Origin of the sequence: Photobacterium sanctipauli, assembly GCF_003026495.1 — a bacterium.
Lineage (GTDB): Bacteria > Pseudomonadota > Gammaproteobacteria > Enterobacterales > Vibrionaceae > Photobacterium > Photobacterium sanctipauli.
The window spans coordinates 370544-387604 of record NZ_PYMA01000002.1 but is presented as its reverse complement, the minus strand read 5'-3'; the positions used below and the strand labels follow the sequence as shown (position 1 = coordinate 387604).

Below are 17061 nucleotides of genomic sequence, written 5' to 3'. Positions count from 1 at the left end.
GTTAGTCATTTCAATATGAGCTCACTTGATATACAACCAACCATTAGGGGTGAATATGAAATAGAGACTTAATATTCATTAATTTAATTAAGCTACTATTTTGAACTACGCTCTCGATAATTTTACTAAAACATCATAAAATAGGTATGTTATTTTATTGAATTATCTGCACTCTATAGCCGAGTACCTATCGTAAAGACTGGAGGGCAGACACCGTTAACTTGCGTTTAAGCCCAAGCAGTTAGCGTATTCCCCTGGAGGTACAGTGGCCACATTAAAAGAAATTGCAAACGAGGCAGGCGTATCACTTGCAACTGTTTCACGGGTTCTTAATGATGATCCGACTTTAAGCGTTAAAGAAGAAACCAAGCGCCGTATTTTTGAAATTGCTGAAAAGCTGGAATACAAAGGCGGCACGAACTCTCGTAAAGCCCCGCAAAAGCAGAAGCTTCACTTTATGGCGATCTACAATTATCGCCAAGATATTGAAGTGAACGATCCATACTACCTTTCTATTCGCCACGGTATTGAAACCCAATGTGAGCGTTTAGGTATTCAGCTAACTAATAGCTACGAAGGTAATATTAGTAAAAAAGTAAAACACGTTGATGGTATTTTACTTATTGGCCGTATGGAAGAGGCTAAACTGGCTGATGTTACAGCGCTTAGCAGCAACATTGTTTATGTTGATTACACTGACTATCAAAACAACTTCGACTGTGTTGATATCGATCTAGCACGGATCAGTAAAGAGGTGATTAACTTTTTTACTGAGCAAGGCTTTGATCGTATCGGCTATATAGGTGGTCAAGATGACGCCAGCAAACCGGATATTCGCGAGCAAGCCTTCAGTGAATATGGCATGTTAAAAGGCGTGGTAAGCAACAAGGATATTTACCGAGGCGACTTCACCAGCTCATCAGGCTACAAACTGGCAAAACAGATGCTTGAAGGCGATCACCCTAATGCGCTATTTATCGCCTCTGACTCTATCGCTATTGGTGTACTCCGTGCAATTCATGAAAAGGGACTATCTATCCCGGGTGATATCACACTAATCAGTGTCAATGATATTCCAACAGCGAAATTTACATTCCCTTCTTTGTCGACTTTCCGCATTCACTCCGAGCTTATGGGCTCACAGGGCGTTAACTTATTGCAAGAACGAAGCAGAGACGGGCGCTCAATCCCAATCAGAGTTTACGTACCGAGCGAGTTAAAACTCAGAGACACGACAGTGCAAGAAACGCTATAAATGTAAGCTAATGACTAAAAAGGAAATCGTAGAGTTACTTTTTCCTTTTTCCTTTTTCCTTTTTCCTTTTTCCTTCCAGCTAACGTCTGTATCACCTCACATTTTTTCTAGACTTCCCTTCGTTTTCTGTTACTCCGTTCACAGTTCCATTTACTGAATGTGATCGAGTTAATACAAACCAATTTTTGCGATTTGTTTTACTAAATTTTTAACTAATATAGTGCACAACAAACCGCACATAGAGGCGGTGTGGATATAAACAGAACCAATAACAAATAAGAAGGCTGAAGCGGCTTTCACTCAATAACAAAAAACGTGATACATCGGAGAACCCTATGTCTGGATCTGCACGTGGTACGATAGGCAAGTTTGCCCTGTTGTCGATGACCTTTGCAGCTGTTTACAGCTTTAATAACATCATCAATAACAACATTGAAATCGGGCTGTCCTCTGCCCCTATGTTCCTTCTGGCGACAATCTTCTATTTTGTCCCTTTCTGCTTGATTGTTGCGGAATTTGTATCCCTCAATAAAGATTCTGAGGCAGGCGTATATGCTTGGGTAAAAAGCTCACTGGGTGGGCGATGGGCCTTTATCTCGGCCTATACCTATTGGTTTGTAAACCTTTTCTTCTTTACTTCTTTACTGCCTCGCATTATCGCCTATGCGTCTTATGCCTTCCTCGGCTTTGAATATATCTTCACCCCACTCACCACAGCGGTACTTAGTACTATCTTGTTTGCTATCGCAACACATATTTCTAATCGTGGTGCAAAGCTACTAGGCCCTATTACATCATTAACCTCCTCTTTAATGCTCTTGCTGACTTTCTCTTATATTGCGTTATCTGGGGCGGCAGTGCTTGGCGGTATTCAACCGGCAGACCCAATCACGATTGAAGCTATGACACCAAGCCTGAACTGGACGTTCTTAGGTGTTACAACTTGGATCTTCATGGCAGCCGGAGGTGCAGAATCGGTAGCGGTGTACGTTAATGACATCAAAGGCGGTCAAAAGTCATTTGTTAAGGTCATCATCATTGCGGGTATCTTCATCGGTGCGCTGTACTGCGTGGGTTCAATCTTGGCCAATGTCTTCGTCAGCCGTGAGGCATTGAAGTTCACCGGAGGCTCGGTGCAAGTTTTCGAAGGGCTAGCAGCCTACTACGGCCTACCTGAAATAATGATGAACCGCTTCGTTGGTATCGTATCGTTCACCGCGATGCTAGGTTCACTACTAATGTGGACGGCCACCCCAGTCAAAATTTTCTTCTCCGAAATTCCAAAAGGCATTTTTGGTGAGAAGACAGTGAAACTGAACAAGCAAGGTGTACCAGAACGAGCGGCCTGGGTGCAGTTCTTCATTGTCATACCGCTAATGTTCATTCCAACGCTGGCATCAGACACCGTACAAGATTTAATGAGCACCATCATCAACATGACCGCTGCGGCCTCTATGCTGCCGCCGCTATTTATCATGATTGCTTATTTAAACCTCCGTTTGAAGCTCGACCACTTGCCACGTGACTTCAAAATGGGTTCACGCACAACTGGCTTAGTTGCAGTGTCTATTCTGATTGCCATTTTCACTGTTGGCTTCTTCGCTTCAATGTTCCCAACAGGTGCAGATATCATGACTATCATCTTCTACAACGTGGGCGGTATTGTGATTTTCTTAGGCTATGCATGGTGGAAGTACAACCAATACGAAAAAAGCCTTGGCAAACAAGAGTCGACATTAAAGGCAGTAACAGAGTAAACCCTTCTCCTACAACCCAATAAATGAATCGCCGCAATAGTGCAAAATTCTATTGCGGCGATTCCAATTCTAGCGTCCCGAAATCCCCCATTTCACAAATACCACTAAGGTAGTAAAAAATATATGCAATTAATTGTATTGCATAACTATACTTACCCTTGGGGAGACAGAGTCACATGGATTGAGTATGAGAGCAGCGGTATTCCGTTTTTTTGCATTATTGCTTCCGCTGCTTTTGATAGCAGCGACAACGACATTCTATATTTACAATGAAGACACGAAGCAGATAAAGCGCCAGCTCCAGTCGCGAGAGGCTAATCTTCACCAATCGCTGCTAAATATCACCCGCCTTCACTTTAATCCCGTGATCAACGATTTAGATTACTTAGCTGATATCACCCAAACCATTGCCCTCTCCGGGCTCACGCTTCAAGCGCAAAAAGCGTGGCTCATTGAACAATTCTCTGCTCTTTCTGCCAACCGGCAATATTATGATCAAATCCGGCTAATCGATGAAAGTGGCGATGAGGCCATACGAGTGAACAACCTCAATGGCATCGTTACGGTTGTTGATGACAGTTTGCTGCAAGATAAAAGCCAGAGAGCCTATTTCAAAAAAGCATTCAAGCAAACGGCCGGGCAGATCACCACATCGCACTTTAATCTCAACATCGAAAATGGCGAAGTCGAAGTACCCCATAAGCCAACAATCCGATTCAGCCAGCGTATTGACGTTAATGGGTCCAGTTGGGTGATTACTATCAATTACTTAGGGTTGGGCTACCTGACTGAACTCCACCAGCAATTCAACTGGACGAGCACACAAAACTGGCTAATAGACAATGACGGCCAGTGGTTGATGAACTCAGAGGATCAAGCGACGCTGACTTCTTTGCCATTCCAAGCCGGCATTAACAACAAAGCGTTAAGCTTTAAACAACGTCACCCTACTTTATGGGCCGATCTTCAAAACAACAGTAATAACCAAATCAGATTAGGTGACTACCTCTATACCTATACTCGATTATTTTCACCGCCACAAAATCAGCACAGCGTTAACTCCCCGTACTTAGGCGGGATTGAATTACCCTGGGCGATTGTCACACGCGTTAATCTCACCGATGCGGTGATGAACCTCACCTTTAGCCAACAAAGCCTGATTAAAATTATCATCCTCAGTGTACTGATTTTGACACTGGTATCTGGCTGCATTGTGTTGTCCTGGTATTTACTCCACAACCTCACCAGGCAAAAGCTACTGACTCAGGAGGTTCGAGATAGCGCCCTAAAGTATGAAACCGTCCTCAAGCACGCCCCAGATGGCCTGTTAACGATCCAAAATGACATGACCATCATTACGATTAACCGTGCCGCTATCCAGATCCTTAACTTGCCAGACCAAGATCTAAAAGGCAGGAACCTCCTTAAGCTAATCAAAGGACAGCATACCCGGCAACAGATCGAATCTTTGGTTAACAGGCTGAGTGCAGATCCTCATGAAAGCAACCAAAAAGCATTAAAAGCACGAATAGAGCTAAAGAATATTTCAATGAAGTACATAGAGGTTCTCGCAGCCTCCACTTCTTACAGTACGAATCATGAGATTTTACTCAACCTTCGCGATGTGACCTATTGGATAAAGCGGGAGGAGACCCTCAAAAGCATGTCACGTGCCCTTGAGCAAAGTGACGATGCCATTCTTATTACAGATAGTCGCGGGGTGATAGAGTATGTGAACCAATCCTTTGAGCAAGTCAATCGTGTCAAATCTAAAGACATTCTCGGCACACACTCCAACACCCTTCTCAGAGAAGCATTGGCCAATAGAAATGAAATGCGGGCGGTTCAATCCCAATTGAAGAGTGGGAAAACCGTACAGCGGGTTATCGCGCACCAGCAATGTGATGACAGCATTAAGTACGAAGAGAAAACCATTGCACCAATACGAAACAATAGAGGTAATATCAGCCACTACATTTCTACAGGCAAAGACATTACCGAACGTGTTTTATTTGAGAGCCGGCTTCACAAGCTTGCCCACTACGACTTACTCACCGAGCTACCAAACCGGACGCTATTGCAGCAAAAAATTGATACCTTGACCCAAGGTAAGCACCAGACCAGTTTGGCTTTGATGTCCCTTGATTTAGACCAATTTAAGCAGATCAATGACTCACTGGGCCATGACACCGGCGACAAGGTACTAAAAACAGTGGCGGGGCGATTACTTCACGTTATCCGCTCCAATGATTTTTTGGCGCGGTTAGGTGGTGATGAATTTGCCGTATTGATCTCCCAAAATGCTGAACCCAACGTGATTGCCAATCTTGCTAATCGGATTATTCGCCAACTTAGCTACCCCATGATGGTTGATGGTAACGAACTGTTCCTGACGGCTAGCATCGGGATAAGCCTTTTCCCTGATGACACAGCACAAGCAGAAAACCTCTCCAATTTTGCTGACATTGCCTTGGCAAGGGCCAAAGGAAAAGGTCGCAACCGCTTTTGCTTCTACACCCATGAAATGGGCAAGGAGAGCATCAAGCAAGTACAGCTTGAATCTGAACTGCGAAAGTCCGTCGGCAGTAGCCGTTATGAGCTGTATTATCAGCCCAAGGTCAACTCCATTACCCATGATATCTGTGGCGTTGAAGCGCTACTGCGCTGGAAAGATGAAGACGGCCTCATACAATCGCCAATGACCGTCATTCCGGTGCTGGAGCGCTCAGGGCTAATTATTGAAGTAGGCGAACATTTGATCTACCGAGCATGCGAGCAACTGAGAACATGGCAGGACAAAGGCATTTACCTTAACTTTGCTATCAATATCTCCGCCCGCCAGTTGCTCAACTCAAGCCTGGTTGAAACAACACAAAAGGCCATCATCGAAACGGGCTGCGATCCAAAGCATCTCGAATTCGAAATTACCGAAACAGTGCTCATGTCGGACGTAGAAACCGCATTGGACAGGTTGGTTAAGCTGGAATCATTGGGGATTAAAATAGCCGTTGACGACTTCGGTACAGGCTACTCATCACTGGCCTACCTAAGCCGATTCCCTATTCATATCCTCAAGGTAGACAGAGAGTTTGTGAAGGATCTCCCTTGGCATAAAGACAACATTACCATTACACGCTCTATTGTTGAGCTTGCCCATAACCTTAACATGCATGTCGTCGCGGAAGGGGTTGAATCAGAGTCTCAAGAAACCTTCTTAGCCAGCCTTGGCGTCGAGGAGTTTCAAGGCTACTACTTCAGTAAGCCATTGCCCATTGAAGCCTTCAACAAACAGTACCTCAATGAAAATACTGAAGAGGTTCTCACGGATAATATCTAGCTTATGTGTATTTCAGCATCATCTATTTCCATTTAGAGTGTTGTTCAGATTGCAATTCTAGACATACCGCTATACCGTTAATACAGAGCAAGCATTCCACAGGTACTACTATGAGCTTTAGTGACCACTTAGATAACTTCATCAAACAACGTGATAAGCAATCGCAAGGTCAAAGCCCAAGCTTTAAGCGTAAACACGTTGTACACGATCCGACGAACCAAAGCCTTGCAAGAGAAGCAATGGCAAAGGCGCAGGAAGAAGCTTCTATGCAAGCAACGGTTGAAACCAAGCAAACTCACTATCGTTTGAATGGTCGTTGTGTGACAGAAACCGAAGCATACGCGCAAGAGCAGTTGAAATCTGAGAGTGCGCCAGCCAACCCAGAACGAATTGCCTATATTAATGAGCTAAGAAAGTCCCTTAGGCTTAAAAAACGCTCAAATTAACCCCTCATTTCCTTGTCGCCTATATGAAAGCGTCACATAGGCGACAAACTCTCTCATTTTTTAATCTTTTTCTTATTTTTAATTCAATTTTCCTGGTTGAATTTCGTCCAACACTTAATATTCCACTCTTTTTTAGAGATGTTTACACATAAAAAATTAAATAATTCAAAAAAAATCAGCACAAAAGACGAACAAAATGTGCAACTGAACATCAATTACTGTCAGCTGTATATTTTGCAATCAAGGGAATCTCGCGTGCAACAAATTAATTACATGTATCATTAGTGATAATATTGTAATAAATAAGCATTACAGTATTAAATAGCCTTTGTAAGTCATTGAAGTTAATCACCCTCGCTCACCCCTTCAGTATTCGCTTTAAGCACTTTAAATATTGCTAAACATCAAACACCGCCAACCAATTACAAACAACATCCCAACAACAGAAAACAAACCTTTATCAATTTAGATAATTGGCATCATTTAAATCCATAATACGCACATAACCACAACCCGAGGTCTACACTATTATGATTCTATTGGCAATATAGGCAGCCGTGTTTTTAGGGAGTAAAATTACCTTCTAAAAAAACAATGAAAAGACATAATCATGAACACACTAATTCAAGTAAACGAACTAGAATCGTTTCTAATTGCGATTATTGTGCTTTTTCTTGGCTACTTCATTAATAGCAAAGTTAAGGTATTGCGAAAGTACAATATCCCTGAGCCTATTGTTGGCGGGTTAATTGTCGCGGCAATCATTGCCGTTCTGCACAAGCAAGGTTTCGATATCGAGTTTAAGCTAAGCCTTAAAGACACATTGATGCAGATGTTCTTTGCCACTGTGGGCCTTGCTGCCAGCTTCAAATTGCTCGCTAAAGGCGGCTCACGCGTATTTCTATTCTTAGCTATCGCGACACTCTATATCATTATTCAAAATGCCGTAGGTGTAAGCCTAAGCACGTTACTGGGCCTTGATCCGCTACTTGGCCTTATGGTGGGCTCAATTACGCTCTCCGGTGGCCACGGTACCGGTGCCGCTTGGTCTCAAACCTTTGCTGACATGTATGGCTTGCAAACGCTAGAGCTGGCTTTGGCCTCAGCAACATTCGGCCTGGTGATGGGTGGCATCATCGGTGGTCCAGTTGCCCAGCGCCTGATCAACAAGTTCAGCCTTAAGTCTGAGTTTGGCACGGGTGAAAAGCACCACATTGAACACCCTGACCTGATCACATACAGCGATCATGAAGAAGATCGCATTACCTCGAAAAACACCATCGAAGTTCTGTTTATTCTGCTTCTGTGTGTAGCTGGCGCTTCCTATGTGAAAGTACTGATCGATGGCCTTGGTATTAACTGGCTTCGTATCCCAGATTTTGTTTATGCCCTCTTCATCGGCGTATTCATTACCAACATCTGTGAAACCAGCAAGATCTACAAGATCAATAAAGAGACAGTGGATGCCCTAGGTACGATCTCACTCTCACTATTCCTAGCCATGGCATTAATGAGCCTGAAACTGTGGGAGCTGCTTGAGCTGGCATTGCCAATGCTCCTGATCTTGTCGGTGCAAACAGTGACGCTCGCCGCATTTGCTTACTTCGTGACGTTCCGCCTTATGGGTAAAACCTACGATGCTGCCATTATTGCAGGCGGCCACTGTGGCTTTGGTATGGGGGCAACCCCAACGGCAGTCATGAACATGGGCTCGCTGGTGTCACGCAATGGTCCATCACCGCAAGCTTTCATGGTAGTGCCAATCGTTGGTGCATTCTTTATCGATATTGCCAACTTGGTTGTGCTGCAGACTTACATCAGTTTTATCCAATAAAACCGCTGTAACGCAACACACAACAGAAAAGGCTAGGGAAAACCCCTAGCCTTTTCTGTTTTTGGCATCCCAGCTATTATTAAATATAAAATGACTTGGGTAATTGCCCGGCAACGATTTGTTCACCCCCGTAACGATAAACTATACGGAGTAATATGATGTTAGGTGAAAATCACGCACTCTTCCTTGAGTACCCTGAAATGCACGGTAAGATCAGAGAGCTTAAACAGTCAGATGAAAACTTTAAGCAAATGTCTGACAGGTACCACCAACTAGACCATAAAATCAGAGGCTTAGAAGTCAGCAATATCCCCACCGACGACCACCACTTCAACCAGTTAAAACTCGAACGCCTTCAGCTTAAAGACAAACTCTACAGCATACTCTCTAACTGATCCCTGAAACGTCAGTCTTTATTGCATTTCACTCCACTGCATTTTTGCAGTGGAGTGTGCCGCTATTAACAATATTACAATATCTCTTACACCACCCAAACATCCATACTAAACACTTGATAATAATAAACTTATCAACATTTCAACTTATGAATTAGATTAGAAGCAACAGAAACATTTGTAACAGAGTGTTTCTAACCATTCCTTATTAAAAAAATATTGATAGAATCCGCGCACCTTTAGCAACAATGCAATTTTTGTTGATAAAGACAAAAATTTTTTAAGCTCTGCAGTAACCACTTGAAACTGCACACCTTTAGTGACTGAGACAACAATGACTAAATTCGATAAAGCTAAACAGATCCTGCTTGCAGGCTTCTGTATCAACCTATGTATGGGCATCTTGTATGCTTGGAGTGTTTTCAAGCAAGCGCTAGTTCTTGATATGGGTTGGTCTGATGCAGATGCATCAATGCCTTACTCAGTTGCCGTAATCACTTTTGCTCTTTCTCTACTGGTTGCTGGCGTACTTCAGGACCGTATGGGTCCACGTAAAATTCTTATCTTGGGTACTGTGCTTGTTGGTTCGGGCATGATCATCTCAAGCTTTGCAACCACCCCTCTGCTGCTGCTTATCACTTTCGGCCTAATGACGGGTGCTGGTATCGGTTTCGGCTATGCATGTTTGGCGCCTTCAGCAATGAAATGGTTCCACCCATCGAAAAAAGGCTTGGTTAATGGTCTGATTGCAGCAGGCTTCGGCTTGGCTGCGGTATACCTTGCACCGCTGACGTCGATGCTAATCGAATCTTTCGGTATCAGCATGAGCTTCATGATCCTAGGTGTTGCTATCCTGCTTATTGCTGTTCCACTAGCAAGCACGATCACTAACCCACCTGAGGGTTACCAGCCACAAACACCTGCTAACTACAAAGCAAAAGCAGCTAAGCCAGTAGATATCCAATGGCGTGCAATGTTGAAAACACCTCAGTTCTACTCTCTATGGGTAATGTTTGCACTTGCATCATCTGCGGGCCTGATGGTGATTGGTAACATCACCCTAATTGCTGCACAGCAAGCAAACATCACAGAAGCTGCTTTCTTGGTTGTTGTTCTGTCTATCTTTAACTCTGGTGGTCGTGTTGCTGCAGGTATCCTGGCTGACAAAATCGGCGGACTACGCACCCTAACCATTGCATTCATCATGCAAGGTATCAACATGGCGCTATTTGCAAGCTTCGACTCTAGCTTCACGCTAATGGTTGGTGCTGCTCTGGCGGGTGTTGGCTATGGTACGCTTCTAGCAGTATTCCCAACGCTAACTGCCGAGTTCTACGGCCTGAAAAACTACGGTGCAAACTTCGGTGTGCTATACACGGCTTGGGGTGTGAGTGGTTTCATCGGCTCAGCCATCACAGCTATCGCAATGGGCGCATCAGGTAACTACACCCTTGCATACACAATCTGTGCGGTAATGATGGGGCTTAACGTAGCACTTTCACTTATCACTAAGCCGGTTGATGCAGAAGCACTAGAGAAGAAACTAGCTCACGCTTAATTCTCGACGCGCGCTTACGACATTCAAGCCCCTGCCGTTATGCTGGGGCTTTTGTTTATGGGGTGCGTAAAGTAAAACAACGGCCGACAGCCAATTCGAATTGACCTTTGATTCTGGTATGCCTTCAGGTTTAGGTATGTCGCTGAAAAAATGCCATGGTCTCATTGAGCACTTGATTGCGAAATTCATCCTTTTCCATCAGCAGTTCATGGCGTGCATCTGCTATCACCCTCATTTCACAACCCTCAAGCTTTCTAGCAAAGCGGTATTGGGCGCGATTATCAACCAATGAGTCGCACCCTGCCTGTAGCAACAGTACTGGTACTTTAACCCGGGCAGCATTGCTTAAGCACTGGTTACCCGCCTTCAACGCTTGCCATACCCAGCGAGAGCTTGGGCCGCCCAGTCGAAGTTCAGGATACTCGTTATACAGCCGCTTAGACCAAGAAAATCGAACCGTGCTCTGCGATACCTCATTAGCTTCGAATGGTTCTTCACTATATGGGTGCTGACCAAAGGCGTAGGTGGGTTTAGTTTGATAACGATCGATCAATTTTGTCATTGATACCGCCATCCGCTTCAATGGCATGGGCAGTTGGATACCAAACATCGGCGCGTTTAGGACAACAGCATGGAAGCTGGGGGTAAATCGCGCAAGATACAGGGTAGTAACCGCACCTCCCATAGAATGGGCCATAAGGTAGCGCCGAGGATAACGCTCAGGTTTTACGACATCGCTAATGAAAGTGTTGAGATCGAGTATATAGTTATCAAAATTTCCAATATGCCCTAACTCAGGATCAGACGTTAAGCGTCCCGAAGCCCCCTGCCCTCGATGATCAAATGCATAAACATCAAAACCTTGATGACTCAATTCATAAATCAGCTCTTGGTACTTCCAGAACGATTCATTGCGCCCATTAACTAACACCACACAGGCTTGATTCCCAGCATCAGTCACACTGATCCATCGGATGGGCACACCTTCTGCTCCAGCAAACACCCCTTGGTTGCGCTGTAACCACATATGGTGAATTGCCCCAGTGATCAATTGGGGGAAATTTGCCTCTTGGGTATGAAAAGTAGCACTTATTACCGACTTCATTCCCCTCCCCCCTGCGCATAAGGCTGATATTGATTTGAGTCCTGTACACACTCATTATTCAAATGCCGCCCAATCGTATTCAAAAAATAGCGCCCCGATCGATGCCCTTTTTGGTAGTCAGTATCCAATGCTTCAATATCGCTACCAATCAGTTTGGAAGACAAGGGCTTACGAGGGTGTATCTCATAAATCGTGGCGTCATCAGGTGGGTTGTTCAGAAATTCTTGCGTCTGTCGGTAATTTTTCTCGTGCTCTAGCAACAGGGCTATCATGCTGGCAGCCTTAGTTTTACCCAGCATACGTTGAATATTGGTCATCCAACAATGATCAAAACGCTGCTCAATCGGCACGGTACGCACCACAACAATATGCCGATAGCCTCGGTTATAAGCTTCCTGCACTGGAATTGGCGCACATAGTCCACCATCAACCCATTGTTCCTCGTTGGCGACTACGTGCTGATGGCTAAGCCCAGGAATAGAGCAAGAGGCCTTTAGCGACAGTGTTCTATCGTCACTGGCAAGATCAAAATAAGATGCTTGATGAAAAGCCATGTTACTTGCCGTGGCCAACACTGTTCGGTGACGCATATTTTGGCAACCTCGTTGCCAATCCAGCAATAGCTCGGTTTTAGTCTGTTCTATCAGCCAATCTAAATCCAAGCCTCCGCGCCGAGAAAGATACCGGTAAATATCAAAAAACTTGGCTGTTGTTGTCGCCTCTGTAATCACCCGATAAGCATGATGATGCTGCCCACAAATGAACGAGGCAAGATTCAATGCACCGGAAGAAGTACCAATCAATAATGAAAATGGATTAAAACCATGCTCGAGAAAGGCATCTAATACGCCAGCTGTAAAAATGCCTCTCTGTCCCCCGCCCTCAGTAACCAGAGCGACCTTAGACACCCCGCCGGGGCTGTAAGACAAACCTTCTACATTTTGTACTGCGTATGAAATATGTTTACCCGTCATACGCTCCTCTCTATCGCGAACTGTGTGGCAGAGAAGATAACCCAACCCGATGATAAGTTAAATTTAATCATCATAGACATAAGGTTAAGAACAACTTAACATCAAATTTCACGCATACAAAAAAGCCCCAACTACGCGTCCCGGTCTTTCTGACGAGGCTTCGTTGTAGTGGCGGAACGGCCGGGCTGGCGCTCCATCGGACTCGCGCACGAGCGGGACTCATTCGACCGAAGGGCGAACATCAAATTTAATAAAGACAAAAAAGCCCCGTCATTTCTGACGAGGCTTCGTTGTAGTGGCGGAGCGGACGGGACTCGAACCCGCGACCCCCGGCGTGACAGGCCGGTATTCTAACCAACTGAACTACCGCTCCAATTCTTTGCCAAGCTCGGTAACTAACCCAACTTGTAGAATGTGGCGGAGAGATAGGGATTTGAACCCTAGATACGCTACAAACGTATGCCGGTTTTCAAGACCGGTGCTTTCAACCACTCAGCCATCTCTCCGTAAGTGCGATGCATGATACGGCCTTCACTTTTCCCTGTAAAGACTTTTTTGTCAAATAAACACCAACAGAACAAAATTATACCAAAGCGACTAGCTACCATTCAGGTTTGACATCTATGATGTTGTTTTATAAACAAAAGTGTTCAGTATAAAAAGCAAAACCAATACGTTTACGTTTTTGTGATTCAAGTCAACTTTAACAATGAACATTATTGGCATTTTTATGTTCTTATAACGAAGTTACGGCCTATTGAGTATCTGAATAAATGTTGAATAAGTTGAACGCCACTGCTGTATGCACTGTGTTGCTAATGGCTTCTGCTTCCCCTTCGATTGCAGCTGAACCGCAAACCAATGTAACTGGCTGTACTGCATCGTCACTCCCTTCTGGCTGGCAACGGCTAAACAGCCAATGTGACACAGGCACAGGCTTATGGGGACGTGACCCCCAGCCACATCAGAGTCACTTTTGGCTGCAGTGTAACTACAGCCAAGCCATTCCGGCCAGAAAGTTTTCTAACATCGTCACTCAGGCTTTCCCTTCAGCCAGTTACCTTATTCATGACGGCAAAAGTTATCGTTGCTTGATTGGCCCTTTTGATTCGGTTGAACAAGCAAAAGACGCAAAAGTAAAACTTGCAGCAGCCAAGATCGAAAAAACATTTATACGTCAAACCAAACAGCCGATCGCGATCTCCAGTGCCGGTAAAACTTTGCAGCCAATACTTGCTGCTGTTGAGAATGAACAGGCTCAAACGAAGCCAAGCCAACGTGCTAACGCAGAGCCACCCAAAGAGACACTTATCGAAAATCGTACAGTGTTGGACTCAGCGATTTACTCATTCACCTTTGACAACATTAAGTATTATCAGCCGAAGAATATTCAATCGTCAAAAGACATGCCTCCCGCATTTGTGAAAGAGCATAACCAATACTGGTCACGAGTCAGCATCCAGAACGCAGGCCAATGGTGCCAACGATTTGGCCTACGCCTACCAACCTATGATGAACTCAAACATCTTCAAACATACGGCCAACGCTTCCTGCTTCGTAATCATTGGCCTGTTTCAAACAGTTATTGGTCTGACACCATCAATAGTTACACCGGCGAGATCAAGACACTGAACCTTCGCAATGGCCATTATGATGAGTACCGCCCACGCGCGTTGCTCTATACCACTTGTGTCACTGAAGCGAGTTAATTCCCCCAGCAAATACGGCTTTCCAAACACTTTATTCCCATAAAATGGCACTTCCCGTGCCATTTATCTATCCTGACAACGCCTCACCAAAACCAAGTTGCAAAACTGTTAACTAGAAGTATTTCAAAGTGTTTCTATACTTTTATCAAACCAAAATATTAATGCGCCATTTGGTTTGTACCCATTTTGGGGTTTTCCTCTTTGAATTAAGAACGACAGGACGTAGCTATGAGCAAACCCATAACATACTCTCTCGCTGTTTCATCTCTTGTTCTTGCAATATCTGGCTGTGGTGATTCCGGCAGCAGCCAAGACAAAGAAATGATCCAATCACTACAAACAAAAATCGAATCATTGGAACAACAACTCGCCAGCGCAGGTAGTACCGTAACAACCGAAGCTTCAAGTGATGTAAAAGCATTAGAAGACAAAATCGCCTCACTAGAAAAACAACTCGCTGACAAACCATCCACCAGCTCCTCCTCCACCTCAGCCACACTCGATAAAGTCAAAAACCAAGGTTACGTCCAATGTGGTGTAAGTACCGGCTTACCTGGTTTCTCGAACCCGAACGAGAAAGGCGAATGGGAAGGGCTTGATGTCGAATTCTGCCAGGCTGTTGCAGCGGCAACACTGGGTGATAAAACCAAAGTGAAATACATTCCACTCACCGCCAAGGAACGCTTTACCGCGCTGCAATCCGGTGAAATTGATGTTCTCTCGCGTAACACCACTTGGACGCTACACCGTGATACTGCGCTAGGCATTAACTTTGCAGGTGTTAACTACTACGACGGCCAAGGCTTTATGATCAACAAAGAGTTGGCGAAAGAAGTCGAGAGCGCCACCCAGCTCGATGGCGCAGACATCTGTGTTCAGTCAGGTACCACCACCGAGTTGAACTTGGCTGACTACTTCCGCTATCGCGAAATGGAATATAACCCAGTCGTCTTCGATACCGCTGCTCAAACCGTTAAAGGGTTTGAAGCTGGCCGTTGTGATGCACTCACCACAGACCAATCCGGCCTATATGCTTTGCGCCTAAATCTACAAGACCCATCGTTAGCTGTCGTTTTACCAGAGATTATTTCTAAAGAGCCGCTAGGACCAGTTGTCCGCCAAGGTGACGACCAGTGGTTCAACATTGTGAAATGGACCCACAACACCATGGTTCATGCCGAAGAGCTGGGTGTGTCTTCCCATAATGTGGATGACATGAAAAAGTCGAACGACCCCAACATTCGCCGCTTGATAGGTGAAGATGGCCCTAAAGGCAAAGGGCTGGGACTCAATGATGATTGGGGTTACCAGATCCTCAAACAAGTGGGTAACTACGGCGAAAGCTTCGAACGCACCGTAGGTATGAGCTCACCGCTTGAAATCAAGCGTGGTGTCAATGCACTTTGGGTTGATGGCGGTCTGCAGTACGCGCCTCCTATCCGCTAATAGCAACAAACTGCGGGGATAACCTCCCCGCAGCACTATCGCTCTATTTTGCTTGGCCACAACAGGATGTGATGTTTTGTCTGCTAAGAAAGCAAACCTCTTGTACAACCCGACGTTTCGCTCATTTGTTTTTCAGTTAATTGCCGTTATTACGCTGTTCTTCTTCGTCTATACCATTGTGAATAACGCGCTGACTAACCTAGAGCAACGTGGGATAGCCACTGGGCTTGGCTTTTTATCGCAAGAAGCAGGGTTTGGCATTGGCCTCACCTTGATTGATTACGATGAAACCTACAGCTACGGCCGTACTTTTTTTGTCGGCTTGCTCAACACCGCCCTGGTTTCGGTGCTCGGTATCATTTTCGCCACGATTGTAGGCTTCATTATTGGCATAGCCCGCCTATCATCTAACTGGCTGGTCAGTCGCTGTGCCGCTGTCTATATCGAGGTATTCCGTAATATTCCCCTGCTTTTGCAAATTTTCTTTTGGTACTTTGCGGTACTGCAAGCCCTGCCATCACCTCGAAATAGCATGTCGCTAGGCGAAAGTATTTTCCTTAATGTGCGGGGCTTGTACTTTGCCAAACCCATTTTTGAGCCAGGGGCTGGCTGGATAGCTATCGGGCTAATGTGTGCTATTGCCCTTTCCATAGCTTATGCCATTTACGCCAAGCGCCAGCAAAGGCTGAGTGGCAAGCAATACCCTATATTGTGGGTCTCATTAAGCCTGCTGATCAGCTTGCCAACCATTGCCTTTTTCCTCACCGGTCAGCCGCTTCATTTCGAAGCTCCCGTGCTAAAAGGGTTTAATTTTCGGGGAGGCATTAGCATTATTCCCGAGCTTGCAGCCCTGCTATTGGCGTTGAGCATCTATACCGCCTCATTCATTGCTGAAATCGTCCGTTCAGGGATCAACGCTGTTAGCCTCGGGCAATCCGAAGCCGCTTTGTCTCTGGGCTTATCACCACGAAAAACACTTCGTCTGGTAGTGATCCCGCAAGCACTTAGGATCATCATCCCGCCGTTAACCAGCCAATACCTTAACCTGACCAAAAACTCTTCATTGGCGATGGCTATCGGTTACCCCGATCTGGTGTCGGTATTTGCCGGTACGACCTTGAATCAAACAGGGCAAGCAATAGAGATCATTGCAATGACGATGGCGGTCTATCTTGCACTTAGCTTGTTCACCTCGCTACTGATGAATATCTACAACAAGAAGGTGGCACTCGTTGAACGATAAAG

Annotated in this window: 12 protein-coding genes and 2 tRNA genes; 10 read left to right on the top strand and 4 right to left on the bottom strand. The window is 45.1% G+C overall.

Features of this window, described 5'->3' with window-relative positions:
• Nucleotides 1-265 precede the first annotated feature (265 nt).
• The 7 genes from ebgR to C9I98_RS04885 all read left to right on the top strand — a co-directional run bounded on the left by ebgR (nt 266) and on the right by C9I98_RS04885 (nt 10582).
• A complete protein-coding gene (gene ebgR, locus C9I98_RS04915) occupies nt 266-1255 on the top strand; it encodes a transcriptional regulator EbgR (protein ID WP_036826007.1) in 990 nt (329 codons plus the stop codon).
• Between the two features lie 335 nt (nt 1256-1590).
• On the top strand, nt 1591-3012 hold the full coding sequence (locus tag C9I98_RS04910) for an amino acid permease (protein ID WP_036826009.1): 1422 nt from the start codon (nt 1591-1593) through the stop codon (nt 3010-3012).
• A 187-nt stretch (nt 3013-3199) separates the two neighbouring features.
• Entirely contained in the window at nt 3200-6349 is a 3150-nt protein-coding gene (locus C9I98_RS04905) for a bifunctional diguanylate cyclase/phosphodiesterase (RefSeq protein WP_036825840.1), read from the top strand.
• Nucleotides 6350-6459: 110 nt separating this feature from the next.
• A complete protein-coding gene (locus C9I98_RS04900; protein ID WP_036825842.1) occupies nt 6460-6795 on the top strand; it encodes a hypothetical protein in 336 nt (111 codons plus the stop codon).
• 610 nt (nt 6796-7405) lie between these two features.
• Nucleotides 7406-8629: a sodium/glutamate symporter gene (gltS, locus tag C9I98_RS04895; RefSeq protein WP_036816973.1), complete on the top strand. Its 1224-nt coding sequence runs from the start codon at nt 7406-7408 to the stop codon at nt 8627-8629.
• A gap of 155 nt (nt 8630-8784) precedes the next feature.
• A complete protein-coding gene (locus C9I98_RS04890; RefSeq protein WP_245907087.1) occupies nt 8785-9024 on the top strand; it encodes an HP1242/YdcH family protein in 240 nt (79 codons plus the stop codon).
• A 334-nt stretch (nt 9025-9358) separates the two neighbouring features.
• Nucleotides 9359-10582: an L-lactate MFS transporter gene (locus tag C9I98_RS04885; RefSeq protein ID WP_036816967.1), complete on the top strand. Its 1224-nt coding sequence runs from the start codon at nt 9359-9361 to the stop codon at nt 10580-10582.
• A gap of 130 nt (nt 10583-10712) precedes the next feature.
• Here C9I98_RS04885 and C9I98_RS04880 read toward each other — a convergent pair whose 3' ends face one another.
• The 4 genes from C9I98_RS04880 to C9I98_RS04865 form a co-directional block, all read right to left on the bottom strand.
• Nucleotides 10713-11687, bottom strand: coding sequence for an alpha/beta fold hydrolase (locus C9I98_RS04880; RefSeq protein WP_036816965.1), 975 nt, complete (start codon nt 11685-11687; stop codon nt 10713-10715).
• Nucleotides 11684-12661, bottom strand: a complete 978-nt coding sequence (locus C9I98_RS04875; RefSeq protein ID WP_051901847.1) for a patatin-like phospholipase family protein — start codon at nt 12659-12661, stop codon at nt 11684-11686. The genes C9I98_RS04880 and C9I98_RS04875 overlap by 4 nt, the downstream gene beginning before the upstream one ends.
• 296 nt (nt 12662-12957) lie before the next feature.
• A tRNA-Asp gene (locus C9I98_RS04870) sits at nt 12958-13034 on the bottom strand.
• Between the two features lie 42 nt (nt 13035-13076).
• A tRNA-Ser gene (locus C9I98_RS04865) sits at nt 13077-13167 on the bottom strand.
• Between the two features lie 267 nt (nt 13168-13434).
• Between C9I98_RS04865 and C9I98_RS04860 the strand changes: the two genes are divergently transcribed.
• The 3 genes from C9I98_RS04860 (at nt 13435) to C9I98_RS04850 (ending at nt 17059) form a co-directional block, all read left to right on the top strand.
• Nucleotides 13435-14370, top strand: a complete 936-nt coding sequence (locus tag C9I98_RS04860; RefSeq protein WP_245907086.1) for an SPOR domain-containing protein — start codon at nt 13435-13437, stop codon at nt 14368-14370.
• A gap of 228 nt (nt 14371-14598) precedes the next feature.
• The gene (locus C9I98_RS04855) at nt 14599-15816 is read left to right on the top strand and encodes an amino acid ABC transporter substrate-binding protein (protein ID WP_245907085.1); all 1218 of its coding nucleotides are present in this window, start codon (nt 14599-14601) and stop codon (nt 15814-15816) included.
• A gap of 76 nt (nt 15817-15892) precedes the next feature.
• Entirely contained in the window at nt 15893-17059 is a 1167-nt protein-coding gene (locus C9I98_RS04850) for an amino acid ABC transporter permease (RefSeq protein WP_051902010.1), read from the top strand.
• The last annotated feature ends 2 nt before the right edge of the window (nt 17060-17061 follow it).